Origin of the sequence: Phaeobacter porticola (assembly GCF_001888185.1) — a bacterium.
GTDB classification, from domain to species: Bacteria; Pseudomonadota; Alphaproteobacteria; order Rhodobacterales; family Rhodobacteraceae; genus Phaeobacter; species Phaeobacter porticola.
The window spans coordinates 2,656,449-2,676,731 of the sequence record NZ_CP016364.1; the positions used below are offsets into that span (position 1 = coordinate 2,656,449).

Here is a 20,283-nt window from a genome sequence, read left to right on the forward strand (position 1 = left end):
GCCAGAAGTTCGTCAGCTCGCGCGCTGCATACATCCGGCTGAGGGCGGTGCCTCAAACAATGCAAACAGCGCATCATTGTCACACACCAGTGCCTCTAGCGTGATTCCGTCCAGCGAGGCGTAAAACGCCTGCGCCGCATCCGTCAGCGCCACCCGCAACCGGCAGGCAGAGACCAGCGGACAGGTGTTGTCTGCATCGGCAAAACACTCGACCATCGGGACCGTGCCTTCAACCGCGCGAAACACGTCTCCAACACCAATCTTATCGGCGGATCTGCCCAGTGACATGCCGCCGTTGCGGCCACGTTGCGTGTGCAGATATCCAAGCTGCGCCAATTGGTTGATCACTTGGGCCAAATGGTTCTCCGAGATATTGCAGCGCACAGCGATTTCAGATTTGGTGACCAGGCGATCCGCATTGGCCGCACAATACATCAACAGCCGTACCGCTATATTTGTCCGTTTTGTAATCCGCATGGCTGGCCCTCCGAAACGCCCTCTGTGCAAGACAAGATGACATAAGGGCGCAAAGGGCTCTTTGACATGTATCAAAACCACAATAGGTCAGGCATGAAAATGCCGCGGCCGCCAACAGGATCGCACTCAAGATCCCTGACAGGAGAAACACATGCCCGCCCCTTTCTTTTTTGGCTATGGCAGTCTGGTCAACACGCGCACCCATGACTACGGCGAGGCGCGCGCCGCGCAGCTGTCTGGCTGGCGGCGTGCCTGGGTGCACACCGATCTGCGTCCGGTTGCCTTTCTCAGCGCAGTGCCCTGCCCTGACAGTCAGATTGACGGGCTGATCGCTGCGGTGCCCGATGCCGATTGGGCTGCACTGGATGATCGCGAATTTGCCTATGACCGACTGCCTGCCAATGGGGCGGTGCGTCACGACCTGGCCAGTGATACCGATATTGCCGTCTATGCGGTTCCTGCGACCAGCCAGCGGCAGGCCAGCCAGCGCCACCCGATCCTGCTCAGCTATCTTGATGTGGTGATCCAGGGGTATCTGGATGTGTTTGGCCCTGACGGTGTTGAGACGTTTGTCACCAGCACCGATGGCTGGGATGCGCCGATCCTGAATGACCGAGATGCACCCCGGTATCCGCGCCACCAGATCCTGCGGGCGGACGAACGCGATCTGGTCGACCAGCATCTGCGCGCGCTGGGTGTCGACTTGATTGCGGCCCCAGCATGATTTCGAGAACGCTTCTATATGTCCAGCGGATCACCCGGCAGCTGTGGTTCCGGGTGGTCCTGCTGTCAGCCTGTTCGCTGCTAGCACTGGCCATTGCACCCTGGCTGACGCCATTCATTCCCGAAGACCTGGGCGAACGTTTTGGGCGGCAGGCCGCGTTGCCAGTGCTGACCATCCTTGCCTCTGGTATGTTGGCGGTGACCACCTTTTCTCTTAACGTCATGGTCTCGGCCTATCGGACCGCTGCGGGCACCGCCACACCCCGCGTCTATCGGCTGTTGCTAGAGGACACGATCACCCAAAGCGTGCTGGCCACATTTGTGGGCGGGTTTGTCTTTAGCCTGAGCGCGGTGATCCTGTTTCGCGCCGGGTTTTACTCTGAAGATGCAGCCATCGTTGTCTTTGCCATCACGGTTGGGGTGGTGGCGCTGATCGTCGGGGCGATCTTGCGCTGGATCGACCATCTGTCAGGCCTAGGCAGCATGGACCACACCCTGCGCCTCATTGAAGAGCGCAGCCGCATCAGCCTGTGCCAACGCGCCGAGGCGCCTTGTCTTGGGGCTTGCCTGGCCGAGGAGAGTCATGATCTTGGCGACGGTACAGTGCCCATCCCCGCACAGGCCAGCGGGTTTGTCCGCTTTGTCGATGTGGCGCAGCTTCAGACCCTCGCGAAGGAGGCTGATACCAAAATTGTCATCACGCGCACACCGGGAAAATTTGTGCTACGCGGCCGTCCCGTTGCCTATGCCGTGAATGTGGATAATGACGTCTGTAAGGCGGCCAGTGACGCGATCGAAATCGGGGATGTGCGCAGCTTCGATCAGGATCCATCCTTTGGTCTCACGCTGCTGGCAGAAACCGCACAAAGAGCATTGTCCCCCGGTGTAAACGATCCAGGCACCGCGCTGGAGGTGATGGGACGGCTGGAACGTCTGCTATGGGAGAACACCCCCAGCGACCGGGACAGCCCGCGTGCAGATGCATCGTTTGATCGCATATTTCTCCCCCCCGTCACAGCCAGCCAGCTGCTGAATTGCGCCTTCCCGCCAATCGCCCAATCGGGCGCCGATGATCCAAGCGTCATGGGCTGGATGGACAACGCTCTGGCCGCGCTTGGTCAGCATCCAAACCCAGAGATGGCCACGGCAGCACAGGAAATGCGTAATCAACTCCAAGCAAGCGATGGTTAGCGGCGACGGTTAAAAAAGGGCGGCCTCCCGCGGAGCCGCCCCTTTTTTAATCAATCACATGCCTTGCATCTGCAAGCGGGCGCATTAGCTCCGCGCGCGTACAGTTTGCATCAACGCGAGCAGCGCTGACATATCCGGTCCGCGCTCCATTCCGGTGACAGCCTTGCGCAGCGGCATGAACAGCCCCTTACCCTTGCGACCGGTCTTTTCCTTGACCTCGGCGGTCCATTTACCCCAGCTTTCGCTGTTGTAGGGACCTTCGGGCAGCAACGCCATTGCCTCAGCGATGAACTCTTTGTCTTCGTCCGCGATCAGCGGCTCAGCACCATCGCGGCACAATTCCCACCAGCCAGCCAGATCCTTGAGCGTGGTGACATTTTCCTTGGCCACATCCCAGAACGCCGCCTGTTTTTCAGCCGGGACACCCAACACATCCACATGCGCCTGCACGGAGGACAGCGGCAGCATCTGCAAATAGCGGGCCGTCAGCGGATAGACATCCTGCACGTCGAATTTGGTCGGAGCCGCGCCAAAGCGGTTGATGTCAAAGCCATCAATCAGCTCAGCCATCTCGGTGCGCAGCTCTATCGGGTCGGAAGAGCCAAGCCGCGCCATCAGGCTCAGCAGCGCCATCGGCTCTACCCCTGCCTCGCGCAGGTCACGCAGAGCAAGCGTGCCAAGACGCTTGGAGAGCGCCTCGCCCTGTGGGCCAGTCAACAGCGAGTGGTGGGCAAATGACGGCACCGCGCCGCCCAGCGCCTGAATAATCTGGATCTGGGTCGCCGTGTTGGTCACGTGATCAGAACCACGCACAACATTTGTCACCCCCATTTCGGTGTCATCAACAACCGAGGCCAGCGTGTAAAGAAACTGGCCGTCGCCACGGATCAACACCGGATCCGACACCGACGCCGCATCAATGGAGATCTCGCCAAGAATACCGTCGGCCCATTCGATCCGCTGATGGTCCAGCTTGAAACGCCAGACACCATCGCCGCGCTCAGCGCGCAGTGCGGCTTTTTCGTCTTCAGTCAGGGACAGCCCCGCGCGGTCATAGACCGGTGGCTTGCCCATGTTCAGCTGTTTCTTGCGCTTCAGGTCCAGCTCGACCGGGGTCTCAAACGCCTCGTAGAAACGGCCGATTTCGCGCAGTTTTTCCGCGGCGGCGACATAGCGGTCGAGGCGCTCGGATTGGCGCTCTACCCGGTCCCAGGTCAGGCCCAGCCATTCCAGATCCTGCTTGATGGCATCGACATATTCTTCTTTCGACCGCTCTGGGTCGGTGTCATCAATGCGCAGGATAAAGCTGCCGCCGGCCTTGCGGGCGATCAGGTAATTCATCAGCGCAGTGCGCAGGTTGCCTACATGGATATAACCCGTGGGCGATGGGGCAAATCGGGTGGTTGTCATCACAAGTCTCCTGTTGCCCTGCCCCATGTCACATGGGGGCCGTTTTGTCCAGTTGCGGCACGGGCGCGACCATCAATCCAAAGTCATTTCAAACTGTTCATGTTTTTCGCCGACCGGATTAGGGTTCCTTCAGACTTCCTGTGTCAGCCTGTCGCAGCGCAAGAATAAGTTGGTACGAAACAATGGGGTCTCCCGTGAACAAAGTGGTCCCGAGCCAGGTGATGCAGGCAGGCGGCCTGCCGGAACCCTCGCATGCTCGGCTCATGGATGTGCTGAACAAGCTGGACCAGGGTGTCATGGTCTGGACAGAGGACGGGCTTTGCCAGGTCTTCAATGAACGTCTGCTCACGCTGCTGGAGGTTCAGAACGGTGACATCTATCCCGGTTACTCACGCGAGGCGTTTTTTGCCACCGCCGTGCGGCTCGGCCATGTCACCGAAGATAGTGCCGATCAGGCCAGATTGGATTTCGCCTCTGACAAGGAGCGGTTCTCGGCCACGCGTGTCATGCCATCCGGGCGGCGCTTGCAGATCGACACGCGGCGCCTGTCGACCGGCGGCTTTGTCTCTTGCTATACCGATGTCACCTTGATCGAGCGGACGGCGCGCGATTTGACCAAGGCCCGCCAAGCTGCCGAAGAGGCCGAGCTGACCGCGCTCAAAACACTCGCCGCAGAGAAATCCTGGCGAGAAGAGGCGCGCCTGCTGTCCGAACTGGATGAATGGCTGCACTCCTGCAAATCCCAGGAAGAGCTGTTTCGCATTGTCAGCACCTTTATGGCGCGACTGTTTCCACAGTCGCAGGGGGAGCTGTACATCTATTCAAACTCGCGCGATGTGCTGGATGGCAAATGCCATTGGGGTGGCGGCGACCTACATGATCATATATTTCCCGATGCCTGCTGGGCGCTGCGACGCGGACGGCAATATCTCTACTCGGCCGATAAGATCGTCTTCACCTGTACCCATGTTGAGGAACAGTCGCCCAACAGCAGCCACGAGGATTATGTCTGCTTCCCGGTGGTTGCCCATGGCAATACTGTTGGCCTTTTGCATATCAAATTCGCCCCGGAAAGCGACCCAAAACGCAAGATCGCCCTGCACCGGTTGGCTCTGCGCTGCGGCGAACATATCTCGCTCGCTGTGGCCAATGTGCGGCTGCGCGACGAATTGCATGACCAATCGACCCGTGATCCACTTACCGGGGTCTACAACCGGCGCTATTTCTTAGGTGAGCTGCGCAATGCGGTGGCGCTGGCCGACCGGCGCGCCAGCCAGGTGGGGTTGCTCAGCTTTGATGCGGATCGGTTCAAGACCTTTAACGACACGCACGGGCATGACGCCGGCGATATGGTGCTGCGCGCCATCGGTGACACATTGAAGGATCTGTTCTGCAAGGACGAGGTCTGCTGCCGCATGGGCGGTGAGGAATTTGCCGTATTCCTGCCCGACACCGACAAGGAACAGGCGCTTCATATCGGCGAGGCCCTGCGCTGCGCGATGGAGGACATTACCCTGCGTTACGGCTCGGGCAACCTGCCACGGGTCACCGTCTCGATCGGGGTTGCCAGCTTTCCAGAAGATGGGGTGCTGCCGCAGGATCTGATGCTTGCAGCCGACCGGGCGCTGTATGCGGCGAAACATGCCGGACGCAACTGTGTGATGGACAGCCAGGACACCGATCCCACTGGCGGACCATTTTCCGACACCTGAGACATACCCCGAGCACCGTACCAGGTTTCGAACGTGCTACAACATTTGAGGTAACACATTCGATTGGGAGCATAAAAAGGCTATTTCGGCCTCAGCCAGGATCGCGCCAGCGGTTCACAATGGGATAGCGCCGGTCCAGCCAGAACGCCCGTGGCGTCAGCCGAGCGCCGGGGGCCGACTGGAAGCGTTTGTATTCGCTGATATAAATCAAGTGCTCTACACGTTTGGCATTCTCCCGCGAGAACCCTGCCGCGATGCAATCAGCAATAGACCCCTCCTGATCGACCAGAATCTCCAGCAGCGCATCCAGTTCCGGATAATCCGGCAGGCTGTCACTGTCCTTTTGATCATCGCGTAGCTCGGCACTGGGCGGCTTGTCGATCACATTGGGGCGGATCACCTCGCCCTCCGGTCCCATCATCCAGTCGCGGTGATTGGCGTTGCGCCAGCGACAGGTCTCAAACACGCGGGTTTTGTAGAGATCCTTGATTGGGTTGTAGCCGCCCGCCATATCGCCATAGATCGTCGCATAGCCGACCGCGACCTCGGATTTATTGCCGGTGGTCAGCAGCATCTCGCCAAATTTGTTGGACATTGCCATCAGCAGGAGCCCCCGCAGGCGAGACTGGATGTTTTCCTCGGTCAGCCCCTCGTCCAGACCTGCAAACAGCGGCGCCAACGTGTTGGTGATTGCAGCGCGCCCCTCGGCAATCGGAACATAATCGTAATGCACACCCAGCGCCTTGGCCACGGCTTCGGCATCGTCTAGGGACTCTTGCGAGGTATATTCGGACGGCAGCATTACGCAGCGCACATTCTCTGCCCCCAGCGCATCCACCGCGATGGCGGCGACAATGGCGGAATCAACCCCGCCTGAGAGACCCAGTAGCACCTTCTTGAAGCCGGTCTTGCGCATGTAATCCCGCAGAGCCAGCGTCATGACGTGGTAGTCCTGCTCCCATTCATCCGGCAGCGAAGCCTTGGCACCCTCCACCGCGCGCCAGCCCTGTGCGGTGCGTTCCAGATCAAGGTGCTGTATCGCCTCGTCAAAGACCGGCATTTGAACCGCCAGCGCACCACCCGGGTTCAGCACAAACGAACCACCATCAAAGACCTGATCATCCTGACCGCCCACCATATTGAGGTAGATCACCGGCAGATCCGTCTCAACCGAACGCGCCACCATGTGATTGAACCGCACATCCATCTTGTTGCGGTAGTAAGGTGATCCATTGGGGATCAGCAGAAACTCTGCCCCGGTTTCCGCCAGTGTTTCAGCAACGTCCTCAAACCAGCCATCCTCGCAGATGGGGCTACCGATCCGGGTGTTGCCAACCGCATATGGCCCGCCCAGGGGGCCGGCATCAAAGATTCGCACCTCATCAAACACGGTGGCATTGGGCAAATGGTGCTTCAGCACCTGCGTGGTGATCTTACCGCCCTTCAGGATCAGATAGGCGTTGAACAATTTGCCATCTGCGACCCAGGGGCTGCCAATGGCCAGTGCCGGACCATCGGCGCAATCGGCGGCCAACCGCTCAACTTCGGCAATAGCGGATTGATGGAAAATCGGCTTTTGCACCAGATCCTGAGTATTGTAGCCGGTGATGAACATTTCTGGCAAAGCGACCAGATCGGCCCCTGCCTCACGACCTGCCCCCCAGGCCTCGCGGGCCTTGTTTGCATTGCCTGACAGATCCCCGACAGTGGGGTTCAACTGCGCCAGTGTTACGCGGAAACGATCAGCCATCCTGCTTGCGCCCTTCGATAATCCTGTCTTCTGCCATTAAACAGATAGCGCGCGAAGGGAAAGACCACTGCGGCAAAAGACATTGCGACGGCGGCAGCTGTGGCATAGTTTCCTGTCAAACCGATCATCAGGCCCGCATCCCGGCTCTCCCTATGGCAAGCAGATTTTTCATGACCCGTTTCACGACCGCCGCTCTTTTGACCTCTGCCCTGGCGCTTGGCGTTGCCGGGATTGGCAGTCCGGTCCTGGCCCAGGATGGCAAAGTCCTGACCACGCAGGACGAAATCGGCGGCATCTACGAGGGCACTTTTCGCGGCGGGCTGCAACATGGCACTGGCACCTACAAGCTGCCGAACGGCTATGAATACACTGGCGACTGGGTTGATGGTGAGGTGCGCGGCCGCGGCGTGGCGCGGTTCCCCAACGGATCTATCTATGAGGGCGAGTTCGTCAAAGGCAAACCCGAAGGCGCAGGCAAGATCACCTTTGCCGATGGCGGCACCTACGATGGTGAATGGTCCGACGGGATCATCAGCGGTCAAGGCGTCGCGGTCTATGCAAACGGCGCGCGCTACGAGGGTGGGTTTCGCGATGCCAAGCACCACGGCAAGGGCGTCATGCGAAATCCAGGCGGTTACGAGTACGACGGCGACTGGGTTGATGGCCGCAAGGAAGGCGCGGGCAAGATCACCTATCCCGACGGCGCCACCTATGAGGGCGAGATCCGCAATGGGCAGCTCGACGGCATCGGAAAGCTGATCATGCCCGACGGGCTGGTCTACGAGGGCGACTGGGCCGCGAACCAGATGGATGGTACCGGCGTGCTGACCCAGCCAAATGGCGACATCTACGAGGGCCCGCTGGCAGCCGGCCGCCGTCAGGGCGAAGGCAAACAGATCCATGCCAATGGCGATGTTTACATCGGCAATTTCGAGGATGACTTGCGCCACGGCGAAGGCACCTTCACCAAGACCGATGGCTACGTCTACACCGGCGAATGGCTGGCAGGTCAGATCGAGGGCAAAGGCCGCGTTACCTACCCCGACGGTTCGGTCTACGAGGGGCAGTTCCGCGATGATCTCGCGGATGGGGTCGGGAAAATCACCTATCCCGATGGCTCCACCTACGAAGGCGACTGGGTGGCCGGCGTGATCGAAGGCAGCGGCACAACCAGCTACCCCAATGGGCTGGTCTATACCGGTGAGTTCAAGAACGCCAAAAACCACGGTCAGGGCATCATGACCTATCCGGACGGCTATCGCTACGAAGGCGGCTGGAAAGACGGTCAGCGTGATGGTGATGCGGTTGTGACCTATCCCGATGGTTCGGTCTACACGGGCAGTTTTGCCAATAGCCAGCGTCATGGCACTGGAAAAATTGTGATGACAGATGGCTTCAGTTATGAGGGCGACTGGACCGAGGGCAAAATCAGCGGCACCGGTGTTGCCACCTATGCAAATGGCGATATCTACGAGGGCAGCTTCCTCAATTCCAAACGTCAGGGCCCCGGCGTGATGCGCTATGCCAGCGGACAAGAGGCCGAAGGCACCTGGGAAAACGGCGCGCTGAAAAACACCGGCGCCGCGGCACCAGACAGCACCGATGGCGCTGCGGCTGACACACCGTCCGCCGAGGGCGATACTGACGGCAACGCCAGCAACTGATCACGCCTGATGTGATGGGTTCCTTTGCGCCTCGAAATGAATTGGCAGGGTTTCTGACCCAAGGCACCTGACAGACTGCACATGATGGCGGGCCGGTCTGTTGCAATTGCCTGCCTCTCCCCAACTTTGGCCCTGCCCCGCCAATTTCTGTCTTCCCATTCGTCTTAGGCTCTGTATAACTCTGCATCATGACTTTGCGCGCTGATATCCCTTGCTTTGCTACCGCCCCGCGCGGTGCAGACCTGCGCGCCCTACTGATCCTAGTCCGCCTCTGAGCGTGCCATCCGGCGCGCCCGCTCAGAGGAGGAGGCTTGCGCGCCAAGGATTGGATTTTAGGACAGACAAGAAAGATACCACCATGACAACTGCACCTGACAAAGATCGCGTCTGGATCTTCGACACCACTTTGCGTGACGGCGAGCAGAGCCCCGGCGCAACCATGACCCATGACGAAAAGCTCGAGATTGCCGAGCTGCTGGACGATATGGGCGTCGATATCATCGAAGCCGGGTTTCCGATTGCCTCCGAGGGCGATTTCAAAGCGGTCAGCGAAATCGCCGAACGGTCCCGCAACTCGGTCATCTGTGGCCTCGCTCGGGCCAATTTCAAAGATATCGACCGCTGCGCCGAAGCGGTGAAGAACGCCGCCCAGCCGCGAATCCATACCTTTATAGGCACCTCAGAATTGCACCGCGCCATCCCCAACCTCACCAAGGATGAGATGGCCGAGAAGATCCACGAGACGGTCACACATGCCCGCAATCTGGTCGACAACGTGCAGTGGTCGCCAATGGATGCCACACGTACCGAATGGGATTACCTCTGCCGGGTGATCGAGATCGCCATCAAGGCAGGTGCCAGCACCATCAATATCCCCGACACCGTCGGCTATACCGCCCCGATGGAGAGCGCGGATTTGATCAAGCGCCTGATCGAAACCGTACCCGGCGCCGATGATGTGATCTTTGCCACCCATTGTCACAATGACCTTGGCATGGCGACGGCGAACTCTCTGGCGGCGGTTGCAGGTGGCGCGCGGCAGATTGAATGCACCATAAACGGGCTCGGCGAACGCGCAGGCAACACCGCGTTGGAAGAGGTCGTCATGGCGCTGAAAGTGCGCAATGACATCATGCCTTGGAAAACGGGCATCGACACCCGGAAAATCATGCATATCTCGCGACGGGTCGCGACGGTCTCGGGCTTCAATGTGCAGTTCAATAAGGCCATCGTCGGCAAGAACGCTTTTGCCCATGAAAGCGGCATCCATCAGGATGGCATGCTGAAGAATAAAGAAACCTTTGAGATCATGCGCCCAGAGGACGTCGGTCTCTCTGGCACCTCCCTGCCCCTTGGCAAGCATTCCGGCCGCGCGGCCTTGCGTGACAAGCTGGGTCAGCTTGGGTTTGAGGTCGGTGACAACCAGCTGAAGGACCTGTTTGTCCGCTTCAAGGAGCTGGCTGATCGCAAGAAAGAAGTGTTCGATGACGACATCATCGCGCTGATGCGGTCGGGCGAGGACGCGGAAAACGATTTCCTGCAAATCGTCTCGATGAAAGTCGTTTGCGGCACCGGCGGCCCGGCAGAGGCCACGGTTGAAATGGAAATTGACGGCACCGACAATAGCGCAACCATGTCTGGTGATGGTCCTGTGGATGCCGCGTTCTGCGCCATCCGCGCGCTCTACCCAACCGAGGCGCATTTGCAGCTCTATCAGGTGCATGCCGTGACCGAGGGCACTGACGCGCAAGCGACTGTCTCTGTGCGTTTGGAAGAGGACGGGATTATCGCAACCGGTGAATCCTCCAACACCGATACGGTTGTTGCCTCGGCCAAGGCTTATGTGAACGCGTTGAACCGCCTGATCGTGCGGCGCGGTAAATTCGGCGAAGGTGCCGATGCGCGCGAGATTTCCTACAAGGATATCACCTGATCCCCGGTCAGGGACTAACGCCTTAGACCCACCAATGGCCACCCTTCGGGGTGGCCTTATTCATTCCAAGCGTCAGCTGGCGCGGGTTCTTAGCCCAACTTTGCAAACAGCCTGGTCAGCCGCGCGGCCTCTTCTTCGGTGCCATAGGGCGCATTCACGATAAACATACCTGAGCCGACCATCCGGTGCCCCTCGCGTGCGGGCGGAAAGCGAACCTCATGGCGCAGCGCGCCGGGCAGATCTTGCGCCTCCAGCGCCGAGAGCATGGTTTTGTGCGGGCCATCGGTCAGAATCGGGTACCACAGCGCAATCACACCGACATTCCACTTGCGGTGCATCTTGGCAATATGACCGGGAATCTGCGCATAGTCGCGCTTCACCTCATAGCTGGGGTCAATCAGCATCAGGCCACGACGCGGGGTCGGTGGCAGCAATGACTGCGCCAACTCAAACCCATCCTGCTGATGCACATTTACGCCCCGACCCAGCCCATGCGGCCGCAGCGCCTGACGCAGGGCGGCGTTTTCCTGCGGGTGCAGTTCGGCAAAATGCAAGGCATCAGTGCCACGCAGCAAATGCGCCGCCACCAGCGGAGAGCCTGGATAAGCCATATCGCCATTGGCCTCACGTGTTTTGGCAATCGCCGTGGCCAGCGGATGATCCTCGGACAGCAGCGACTTGCCCAACAGGCGGCTGATTCCGGCCTTGGCCTCACCGGTTTTCACCGCCTCTGCGGCGTCCAGCTGATAGAGCCCGCGTCCGGCGTGGGTCTCGATATAGCTGAGCGGCTTATCTTTGCGGGTCAGGTATTCCAGCATCCGCGCAAGAAGCGCGTGTTTCTGGACATCGGCCAGATTGCCAGCGTGATAGATGTGTTGATAGGACAGCATCCCAGCCCTCTAGCGTCAAACGCGCCTGGACAAAAGCCCCCACGCCAAGACGTCACGATCAGGTACGCGGCGCAGTTTTCCAAAGGGCACCCGACGTAGGTGGCGAAAAGGCGCCTTTTGATCCGAATCCGCCCTTTCGCCACCTCTCAGCGCTGCTTATAAGACATAAAGCCCGCTTTCAGTAGAGTCGCGGGGCAGGTGGCAGTTTTACAGGGTCATATATATGTCAATCTTCGGAAATCTTGGCGGGTTGTTCTCGTCTGATATGGCAATCGACCTCGGCACGGCGAACACGCTGGTGTATGTCAAGGGTCGTGGTGTCATCCTCTCGGAACCGTCGGTTGTCGCCTATCACGTCAAGGATGGTGTGAAAAAAGTTCTGGCCGTTGGCGAAGATGCCAAGCTGATGCTGGGTCGGACCCCCGGCTCCATCGAAGCCATCCGACCGATGCGCGAAGGTGTTATTGCCGACTTTGATACCGCCGAAGAAATGATCAAGCATTTCATCCGCAAGGTTCACAAACGCTCCACCTTCTCAAAACCCAAGATCATCGTCTGTGTACCGCATGGGGCCACCCCAGTTGAAAAACGCGCGATCCGTCAGTCGGTTCTATCCGCAGGGGCGCGCCGCGCCGGCCTTATTGCCGAGCCGATTGCCGCCGCCATCGGGGCTGGCATGCCGATCACCGACCCCACCGGCAACATGGTTGTCGACATCGGCGGCGGCACGACTGAGGTTGCGGTTCTGTCGCTGGGCGATATCGTCTACGCGCGCTCGGTCCGCGTTGGTGGCGACCGGATGGACGAAGCGATCATCAACTACCTGCGCCGTCAGCAGAACCTCCTGGTGGGTGAAGCCACGGCAGAACGTATCAAGACCTCTATCGGCACCGCCCGGATGCCTGACGACGGCCGTGGCCAGTCGATGCAGATCCGTGGCCGTGACCTTTTGAATGGTGTTCCCAAGGAAATCGAAGTGAGCCAGGCGCAGATCGCAGAGGCGCTCGCCGAGCCGGTGCAGCAGATCTGTGAAGCCGTGATGACCGCGCTGGAAACAACGCCCCCGGATCTGGCCGCCGACATCGTGGATCGTGGCGTCATGCTGACAGGTGGCGGTGCGCTGCTTGGGGATCTGGATTTGGCGCTGCGCGAACAGACCGGACTGGCTGTCTCTATCGCTGATGAGAGCCTGAACTGTGTGGCGCTTGGCACCGGCAAGGCCCTAGAATACGAAAAGCAGCTGGCACACGCCATCGACTACGACAGCTGAGCCGCTCGGCCATCGCTAAGGTGGCCAGCGCCCGGCGCCGGGAAGGAGTCCCTTGGCCAAAGATCGGTCCCAGCGTGATGATTACGCCGCCCCGCTGCGCCGCCTGCTGACCGGGGTGGTCTGCCTGTGCTTGCTGGCCATCTTTCTGATCTGGCGTATCGACAGCCCGCGCGTCGAACGGTTTCGCGCCCAGGTTATTGACGCGGTGGTCCCCAGCATGGGCTGGGCCATGGTCCCTGTCGAAGGTGCAATCAACCTGGTTCGCGATTTCCAGAGCTATCAGCGTCTTGCCGATCAGAACCGCGAACTCCGGTCCGAACTGCGCCAGATGAGCGCCTGGAAAGAAGCTGCGTTGCAGCTGGAGCAGGAAAACGCCCGACTGCTGGATCTGAACAATGTGCGGCTAGACCCCCGTCTTACCTATGTGACCGGTGTGGTGATGGCAGACAGCGGATCACCGTTTCGTCAATCAGTCATCCTGAACGTTGGCGCCCGCGACGGGGTCCGGGATGGCTGGGCCGCGATGGATGGCATTGGCCTTGTCGGGCGTATTTCCGGCACAGGTCAGGATACCTCGCGGGTGATCCTGCTGACCGATGCCGCAAGCGCCGTGCCGGCTCTGATCCAACCCTCAGGCCAAAGCACGTTGATTGCAGGTGACAACAGCCCGGCGCCGGTGATCGACTTCCTTGAAAACCCGGATCTGGTGCGCCCGGGCGACCGGGTAGTGACCTCAGGCGATGGCAATGTGTTTCCCGCAGGTCTGCTGATCGGGCAAGTCACACAAGACCGCTTTGGCCGCCTACGGGTGCGCCTGTCGGCGGACTACGAGCGGCTGGAATTCTTGCGTGTACTGCGCCACCACGGTTCAGAGGTGATCAAAGATCCGGGTGGTCTGGTGGTCCCTGCTCCTGGAGTCACTATTCCGCAGCCCCGTCCAGAAGGGCTGGGAGAGAATGCCGCGGCGGAGACTGACGATGGCTGATATCTCCCCGGCGCGGATCTGGGTTATGCGGGCAGCCTTTCCCGGTCTTGCCTTGGTGATCATGTTTTTCCACCTGCTGCCGCTCGACACGTTGCCGCCCCGCTGGGCACCGCCGGACCTGCTGTTGGCGCTGGTGATGGCCTGGGCCGTACGACGCCCCGACTACGTGCCAACCCTGTCCATCGCGTTGACCTTCTTGATGGCCGACCTGCTGTTTCAACGCCCTCCGGGGCTGATGGCATTCTTGGTGGTGCTGGCCTGTAGCTTTCTCAAATCGCAGGTGCAGCCCCATCGCGAAACCGCATTCGTCGGCGAATGGATCACGGTGGCCGTAGCGGTGACTGCTGTCACCCTGCTCAACCGGCTGATCCTTGCGGTGCTGGGGGTTGTACAGCCATCACTGGGGTTGATTCTGATCCAGATGGTGGCAACATTGCTGATATATCCGCTGGTCGCTGTTACCAGCCAAAGCCTGCTTGGGGTGCGCAAGCTCTCCCCCGCCGAGGCAGAAGCCCTGGGAAGCCGCTGATGAAACGCAACGTCAAAGACGTCGAAGCCTCACACCGAAAGCTCAGCCGCCGTGCGCTGCTGCTGGGTGGTTTGCAATTGACCTTTGCCGGTGCTCTGGCCATGCGGATGCGTCACCTCCAGGTCGATCAAGCCGATCAGTTTCGCCTGCTGGCGGAAGAAAACCGGATCAATATCCGTCTGATCCCCCCCGCCCGCGGCCAGATCTATGACCGCAATGGCACAATATTGGCGCAAAACTCACAGTCCTACCGGATCACCATTGTGCCCGAGGATGCAGGCGACGTGGGTGAGGTTATCGACAAGCTGTCGCGGCTGCTCTCTCTCGACCCCGAAGACATCGAACGCGCCCTGGCAGAGATGCGCCGTTCGCCGCCATTTCTGCCCATCACTCTGGCAGATCAGATCAGCTGGGACGATATTTCCAAGGTGGCGGTGAATGCCCCGGCCCTGCCCGGTATCACACCCGAGGTTGGATTGACCCGCGTCTACCCCCAGAGAGAGGACTTTGCCCATGTCGTGGGCTATGTCGGGCCGGTTTCGGACTATGACCTCAGCAAGCTGACAGACCCGGAACCCATTCTGCGCATCCCCCGGTTTCAGATCGGCAAGGTCGGGTTTGAGGCAAAGGTTGAACAAGATCTGCGCGGCAAGGCCGGCGCCAAGCGGGTGGAGGTCAACGCCACCGGCCGCGTCATGCGTGAACTGGACCGCCGCGAGGGCGAAGCCGGTGCCGATATGCAGCTGACCGTAGATGCAGATCTGCAATATTACACGCAGGCCCGGTTGGGCAATGAAAGTGCCAGCGCCGTCGTCATCGACTGCGAAAGCGGCGATGTACGGGCCATTGTGTCGTCGCCCAGCTTTGATCCCAACCTGTTTGTGCGCGGTATTTCTGTGGCGGACTACCGGACATTGACGGAAGATCCCTATCGCCCGCTCGCCAATAAGTCTGTGCAGGGCACCTATCCGCCGGGATCGACCTTCAAGATGATCACCGCGCTGGCAGCGCTGGAAGAAGGGCTGATCGGCACCGAGGAAACCGTCTGGTGCCCCGGCCATCTGGAGGTCTCGGGCCGTCGCTTTCACTGCTGGAAGCGGGCCGGCCACGGGCATGTCGATCTCAACACCTCGCTCAAGAGTTCGTGCGATGTCTATTATTACGATCTCGCCATCAAGGTTGGGATCGACAAGATATCTGCAATGGCAAAACGCTTTGGCCTTGGGGTGCGTCACGATCTGCCGATGTCCGCCGTGGCACGCGGAATTGCCCCGAATAAAGAATGGAAATCCAAAACTTATGGCCAGGATTGGCTGGTCGGCGACACTGTGAACTCGTCGATTGGGCAGGGGTATCTGCTGGCATCACCGATGCAATTGGCCGTGATGACCGCACGGCTGGCAAGCGGGCGTTCCATTACGCCGCGCCTGCTGAAATCCATCGACGGCGTGGAACAGCCCAGCGGCGCAGGTGAACCTCTGGGGATCAATGAAAACAATCTGCGCACCATCCGCCGAGGCATGTATTCCGTCAGCAACGAACGACGCGGCACCGGCTACCGCTCCCGGATCATCGCGGACGGCATGCGTATGGCGGGCAAAAGCGGCACCAGTCAGGTCCGCAACATCACCGCCGCCGAACGGGCCGCCGGGGTGATCCGCAACGAGGATCTGCCGTGGGAACGCCGCGACCATGCGCTGTTTGTGGCCTATGCACCGGTTGAGGACCCGAAATTCGCCGTGGCAGTCGTCGTGGAACATGGTGGCGGCGGCTCTAAGGCCGCCGCCCCTATCGCGCGCGATGTTCTGTTGCAGGCGCTCTATGATGGGGCACCGCCATTGGATGCCTACCCCAAGAAGGACCGCAGCCGCATCCAGGCCCAGCAGGAACGGATGGAGCGGGAACGCAGCCAGCGCGCCCGCAATACAGATAGCGGTCAGGCATGAGCGTCATTGATACAAGGCTACCGCGATGAGCTATCTTGCAAATAATGCGCAGTCGGTGCCGACTGGCCTGCGCAAGATTCTCTATCTCAACTGGCCGCTGACTCTGCTGTTGGCCAGCGTCGCCAGCGTCGGGTTTTTGATGCTCTACTCGGTAGCTGGCGGCAGTTTCACGCCTTGGGTTGAACCGCAGGTCAAACGCTTTGTACTGGGCTTGTCGGTGATGCTGGTGGTTGCCATGATCCCAATCTGGTTCTGGCGCAATGTTTCGGTGGTGGCTTATCTTGTGTCAGTGATGCTGCTGATCGCGGTCGAATTTTTTGGTACGGTCGGCATGGGCGCGCAGCGCTGGATTGATATTGGTTTCATGCGGTTGCAACCCTCCGAACTGATGAAAATCACGCTGGTGATGCTGCTCGCGGCCTATTACGACTGGCTGCCGCCCGAACGATCCTCGCGGCTGCAATGGGTGATCCTGCCGGTGATCATGATCCTGTTTCCCACATTTCTGGTATTGCGCCAGCCGGATCTTGGCACCTCCATCCTGCTCATGGCGGCAGGCGGCGGCGTGATGTTTCTGGCGGGCGTTCACTGGGCCTATTTTGCCGCCGTGATCGGGGCCGCTGTCGGGCTGGTCACCGCTGTCTTCAAAAGCCGGGGCACCGATTGGCAGTTGCTCAAGGATTACCAATACCGCCGCATTGACACCTTTCTAGACCCCTCGCAGGACCCGCTTGGCGCTGGCTATCACATCACCCAGTCCAAAATCGCGTTGGGATCCGGCGGTTGGACCGGACGCGGTTTCATGCAGGGCACCCAGTCGCGGCTGAACTTCCTGCCCGAAAAACACACCGATTTCATCTTCACCACCCTGGCCGAGGAGTTTGGCTTTATCGGCGGCGTCTCCCTGTTGGGAATCTATATGCTGATCATCATCTTCTGCGTTGTCGCGGCACTCGCGGCAAAGGATCGGTTTTCATCGCTTGTTACCCTGGGCGTGGCGATCACCTTTTTTCTGTTCTTTGCCGTAAATATGTCGATGGTGATGGGACTCGCCCCCGTTGTGGGCGTGCCCTTGCCGATGGTGTCCTACGGGGGATCGGCGATGCTGGTGCTGATGGCCGCCTTTGGTCTGGTGCAAAGCGCCAATATTCATCGACCGCGCTAGCCACCCGGTAGCAACGCGCCCATCAGCAACCGTGTCAGCGCGCTTTCTGCGTCGCGCTGATGCAGAATTACGCCCAACCGTCGGACCTCGCCATTGAACGGGGTGAACCGCAGACCTCGAAAACGGCTAAGCCCCTCCCAACGCGGCAACACCGCCTGGCCAGTGCCTTCCTCCACCATCTGCGCGATCAGTTCTAGCGCGTCCAGTTCCGCCAGGATTTCCGGCGCAGGGACCTCTGCACACAGCACCTGCCAACATTGCGCACCACCCCAGGCATCGCGGCTATAGACCAGATACGGTGACGCCGCCGCGCTGTGGCTCTTTGCTTGCAATAGGCCGATGGGCTGGCGGGCGATCTCTCTGAATACATAGGATTTGGGAACGGCAAACGGCGGCTCGACCAGAATCGCGGCGTCAATCTGTCCGTGTTCCATAGCTCCGTACAGCGCATCCGACGTGCCTGGAACCAGATGCAGCGCCACCTCGGGTGCGGCCTGTTGCAGATGCCGCAGGATATGGCCGGCATAGTCGCCCATTGCCGTCGATACTGCCCCCAGGCGTAACCGCCCGGTCAAAGAGGCCCCGCGTAGTTCGCCCCGCATATCGGCCTCGCTCCGCAGTATGTCGCGCATCTTGGGCAACAGGCGGCGACATTCAGCGGTGGGCTGCATAACGCGCCCGGCCCGGCGCAACAGGTCAACCCCCACATCAGCCTGCAATGCAGCAATCCGCTGCGCCACCGCTGATGCGGTGACTCCCTCGCGGCGGGCAGCCGCCGCAAGGGAGCCTTCTTCGACCACCGCGACAAGGCTGGAGAGAAATCTTGTATCCATAGATATCCTTATGTCTGAAACAAGAAAAACAAGCTACCCTTTGCCTGCTTTGCCGCCTATCCCTAGGGCAACAGATCACAGGGAGCAGACCGATGAGCATCTTTCACCTCGCCTATCACGTCGATGATCTCGACAGGGCACGCGGCTTTTATGGTGGCCTGCTGGGCTGTCAGGAAGGGCGCAGCACCGATACATGGGTCGATTTCAACTTCTTCGGCCACCAGATTTCGCTGCACCTCGGGCCGGTCTTTGCCACCGCGAATACCGGCAAGGTCGGCGACCACATGGTTCCGATGCCCCATCTGGGTGTGATCCTGGCACAGGACGAATGGCGCGCGTTGGCGGATCGGCTTGAACGCGCAGAGCTAGAGTTCACCATCGCCCCCACCACCCGGTTTGCAGGCGAGCCGGGCGAGCAGAGCACGATGTTCTTCCATGACCCTGCCGGCAACCCGATCGAAATCAAGGGCTTCGCGGATATGGCCGGAGTGTTTGCGACATGATTAATGTTCAGTTTGCCGCCCTGCCTGAACGCTGGGCCGCCTATGAGGCGCCTTTGCGCGCTGCCTTTGCGGATGCCGGGCTAGAGGTCGATCTGCGTCTTGATCACACCCCGGATGAGGTGGACTATGTGGTCTATGCCCCCAATTCCGATCTGCAGGATTTCACCCCCTACACCCGCTGCAAGGCGGTGCTCAGCCTCTGGGCCGGGGTGGAGAAAATCGTCGGCAACCGAACCCTGACCATGCCGCTCTGCCGGATGGTCGACCCCGGTCTGACCGCAGGCATGGTGGAATGGGTCACCGGTCATGTGCTGCGCTATCACCTCGATATCGACCGCACGATCCACACACAGGACCGCTGGGCCCCGGTAGTCCCCCCGCTTGCCGAAGAACGCCCGGTGACGGTTCTAGGTCTTGGCGCGCTGGGGCAGGCCTGTGCCAGCATGCTGGCAACACTGGGCTTTCCGGTCACCGGCTGGTCGCGATCTGAGAAATCAATCGACGGCATCACCTGCCGCCATGGCGATGCAGGCCTGCGCGACGCGCTGGCGATGGCAGAAATCGTCGTTTTGCTGCTGCCAGACACCCCCGCGACCGAGAATACGCTCAACAGCGACACCCTCTCCCTGCTGCCCAAATGGGCGTGCATCATCAACCCCGGTCGCGGTCCCCTGATCGACGATGACGCCCTTCTGGCCGCGCTCGACAGGGGTCAGATCGACCATGCAACGCTCGATGTCTTCCGCGTTGAGCCACTGCCGATGGAGCACCGCTACTGGACCCACCCCAATGTGACCGTGACACCGCATATCGCGGCAGAAACACGCCCCCTCACCGCCGCCCGCGTCATTGCTGAGAATATCCGCCGGGGTGAGGCTGATGACGCCTTCCTGCATCAGGTGGATCGCACCCTCGGGTACTAGCCCCAGATATGCGGCGGATAGGACTTAACGATCTGCAACCACTGCGCACGCCGCGCTCAGGATTGGTTCAGACCGCTGTGTCAGACTGGCCCCAATCGCGATTGCAGGATCCGGGTCTGGCACCCCGGCTCCGACCAGGAACCGGGCCCCAACCTCTGGGGTCGTGCAGAGAATTTGAGCACGCGGGCCATCAACCCGTCCTCCTCCGCCCCCCCGTGGCGGCGCCGTCCACTATGTGTCGCAACCATGCGGTTGCAGACCAAGATCCAAATCAACTTATGATAGATTAATCCAGCCCCAGAGCCACCCCGGACAGCCACAGGCTGCACCGGTAAATCCGCGCGTCTTACAGATCGGACCGCCCCATCCCAATCCGCCC

The 20,283-nt window shown here is 60.1% G+C and carries 17 protein-coding genes; 12 read left to right on the plus strand and 5 right to left on the minus strand.

The window, feature by feature from the left end:
• Positions 1–12: 12 nt before the first annotated feature.
• The gene (locus PhaeoP97_RS12740) at positions 13–477 is read right to left on the minus strand and encodes an RrF2 family transcriptional regulator (RefSeq protein WP_072505374.1); all 465 of its coding nucleotides are present in this window, start codon (positions 475–477) and stop codon (positions 13–15) included.
• 151 nt (positions 478–628) lie between these two features.
• On the opposite strand from PhaeoP97_RS12740, the gene PhaeoP97_RS12745 reads away from it, so the two are divergent.
• Together PhaeoP97_RS12745 and PhaeoP97_RS12750 are read left to right on the plus strand one after the other, a co-directional pair.
• Positions 629–1,201, plus strand: a complete 573-nt coding sequence (locus tag PhaeoP97_RS12745; RefSeq protein WP_072505375.1) for a gamma-glutamylcyclotransferase family protein — start codon at positions 629–631, stop codon at positions 1,199–1,201.
• Positions 1,198–2,391 (plus strand): DUF2254 domain-containing protein, encoded by a 1,194-nt coding sequence (locus tag PhaeoP97_RS12750; protein ID WP_072505376.1) that lies wholly within the window; start codon positions 1,198–1,200, stop codon positions 2,389–2,391. The genes PhaeoP97_RS12745 and PhaeoP97_RS12750 overlap by 4 nt, the downstream gene beginning before the upstream one ends.
• A gap of 84 nt (positions 2,392–2,475) precedes the next feature.
• Here PhaeoP97_RS12750 and gltX read toward each other — a convergent pair whose 3' ends face one another.
• Positions 2,476–3,801 (minus strand): glutamate--tRNA ligase, encoded by a 1,326-nt coding sequence (gltX, locus tag PhaeoP97_RS12755; RefSeq protein WP_072505377.1) that lies wholly within the window; start codon positions 3,799–3,801, stop codon positions 2,476–2,478.
• 194 nt (positions 3,802–3,995) lie between these two features.
• Between gltX and PhaeoP97_RS12760 the strand changes: the two genes are divergently transcribed.
• Entirely contained in the window at positions 3,996–5,513 is a 1,518-nt protein-coding gene (locus tag PhaeoP97_RS12760; protein ID WP_237028937.1) for a sensor domain-containing diguanylate cyclase, read from the plus strand.
• Positions 5,514–5,604: 91 nt separating this feature from the next.
• Here PhaeoP97_RS12760 and PhaeoP97_RS12765 read toward each other — a convergent pair whose 3' ends face one another.
• The gene (locus tag PhaeoP97_RS12765) at positions 5,605–7,263 is read right to left on the minus strand and encodes an NAD+ synthase (protein ID WP_072505379.1); all 1,659 of its coding nucleotides are present in this window, start codon (positions 7,261–7,263) and stop codon (positions 5,605–5,607) included.
• A gap of 170 nt (positions 7,264–7,433) precedes the next feature.
• Here PhaeoP97_RS12765 and PhaeoP97_RS12770 point away from each other — a divergent pair, with 170 nt between their 5' ends.
• Both PhaeoP97_RS12770 and PhaeoP97_RS12775 read left to right on the plus strand, forming a co-directional pair.
• Positions 7,434–8,927, plus strand: a complete 1,494-nt coding sequence (locus PhaeoP97_RS12770) for an MORN repeat-containing protein (RefSeq protein ID WP_192849659.1) — start codon at positions 7,434–7,436, stop codon at positions 8,925–8,927.
• A 358-nt stretch (positions 8,928–9,285) separates the two neighbouring features.
• Positions 9,286–10,860 carry a 2-isopropylmalate synthase gene (locus PhaeoP97_RS12775; RefSeq protein ID WP_072505381.1) on the plus strand — a complete coding sequence of 525 codons (1,575 nt, stop codon included), beginning with the start codon at positions 9,286–9,288 and terminating at the stop codon, positions 10,858–10,860.
• An 89-nt stretch (positions 10,861–10,949) separates the two neighbouring features.
• Here the strand turns inward: PhaeoP97_RS12775 and PhaeoP97_RS12780 are convergent, their stop codons facing one another.
• Positions 10,950–11,750 carry a 23S rRNA (adenine(2030)-N(6))-methyltransferase RlmJ gene (locus tag PhaeoP97_RS12780; protein ID WP_072505382.1) on the minus strand — a complete coding sequence of 267 codons (801 nt, stop codon included), beginning with the start codon at positions 11,748–11,750 and terminating at the stop codon, positions 10,950–10,952.
• Between the two features lie 223 nt (positions 11,751–11,973).
• On the opposite strand from PhaeoP97_RS12780, the gene PhaeoP97_RS12785 reads away from it, so the two are divergent.
• The 5 genes from PhaeoP97_RS12785 to rodA are packed head-to-tail and all read left to right on the plus strand — an operon-like array spanning position 11,974 to position 17,645.
• On the plus strand, positions 11,974–13,020 hold the full coding sequence (locus tag PhaeoP97_RS12785; RefSeq protein ID WP_072505383.1) for a rod shape-determining protein: 1,047 nt from the start codon (positions 11,974–11,976) through the stop codon (positions 13,018–13,020).
• Between the two features lie 52 nt (positions 13,021–13,072).
• On the plus strand, positions 13,073–14,005 hold the full coding sequence (gene mreC, locus PhaeoP97_RS12790) for a rod shape-determining protein MreC (protein WP_072505384.1): 933 nt from the start codon (positions 13,073–13,075) through the stop codon (positions 14,003–14,005).
• Entirely contained in the window at positions 13,998–14,534 is a 537-nt protein-coding gene (gene mreD, locus PhaeoP97_RS12795; protein WP_072505385.1) for a rod shape-determining protein MreD, read from the plus strand. Before mreC ends, mreD begins: the two co-directional genes overlap by 8 nt.
• A complete protein-coding gene (gene mrdA, locus PhaeoP97_RS12800; protein ID WP_072505386.1) occupies positions 14,534–16,480 on the plus strand; it encodes a penicillin-binding protein 2 in 1,947 nt (648 codons plus the stop codon). The genes mreD and mrdA overlap by 1 nt, the downstream gene beginning before the upstream one ends.
• A gap of 25 nt (positions 16,481–16,505) precedes the next feature.
• Complete coding sequence (gene rodA / locus PhaeoP97_RS12805; protein WP_072505387.1) at positions 16,506–17,645, plus strand: rod shape-determining protein RodA; 1,140 nt, start codon at positions 16,506–16,508, stop codon at positions 17,643–17,645.
• On the opposite strand, the gene PhaeoP97_RS12810 is transcribed toward rodA, so the two are convergent.
• Positions 17,642–18,478 carry a LysR family transcriptional regulator gene (locus PhaeoP97_RS12810; protein WP_072505388.1) on the minus strand — a complete coding sequence of 279 codons (837 nt, stop codon included), beginning with the start codon at positions 18,476–18,478 and terminating at the stop codon, positions 17,642–17,644. The genes rodA and PhaeoP97_RS12810 overlap by 4 nt on opposite strands.
• Before the next feature lie 92 nt (positions 18,479–18,570).
• On the opposite strand from PhaeoP97_RS12810, the gene PhaeoP97_RS12815 reads away from it, so the two are divergent.
• Both PhaeoP97_RS12815 and PhaeoP97_RS12820 read left to right on the plus strand, forming a co-directional pair.
• Entirely contained in the window at positions 18,571–18,981 is a 411-nt protein-coding gene (locus tag PhaeoP97_RS12815; RefSeq protein ID WP_072505389.1) for a VOC family protein, read from the plus strand.
• Positions 18,978–19,904: a 2-hydroxyacid dehydrogenase gene (locus PhaeoP97_RS12820; RefSeq protein ID WP_072505390.1), complete on the plus strand. Its 927-nt coding sequence runs from the start codon at positions 18,978–18,980 to the stop codon at positions 19,902–19,904. The genes PhaeoP97_RS12815 and PhaeoP97_RS12820 overlap by 4 nt, the downstream gene beginning before the upstream one ends.
• Positions 19,905–20,283: the final 379 nt, after the last annotated feature.